Annotated in this window: 1 protein-coding gene; it reads right to left on the minus strand. The window is 69.1% G+C overall.

The window, feature by feature from the left end:
* A partial coding sequence (locus tag WG891_RS27210) for a hypothetical protein (protein ID WP_337265142.1) occupies positions 1 to 223 on the minus strand: 223 nt, incomplete at both ends.

Raw genomic sequence — 223 nt, forward strand, 5'->3', positions numbered from 1 at the left:
AACTGCATCGCCGAGGCCCCGCGGTTCTGATCGAGGATCGACAGGTTCGGTGGCACCACCGGCAGGACATTATCCCAGGCCCCCGCGCCCACCACATTGATGGTGCCGCCGCTGGCGGTCAGGGTCTGGGTGGTGACCGTGCTCTCGGCGCTGGAGAGCGGAGCGCCGCCGGTGAAGTTCAGCGTGCCGCCGTTCAGGGCCAGGCTCTGCAGCGTTGCGCTGC

It is taken from the genome of Serratia sp. MMO-28 (genome assembly GCF_037199905.1).
GTDB lineage: Bacteria > Pseudomonadota > Gammaproteobacteria > Enterobacterales > Enterobacteriaceae > Chania > Chania oryzae.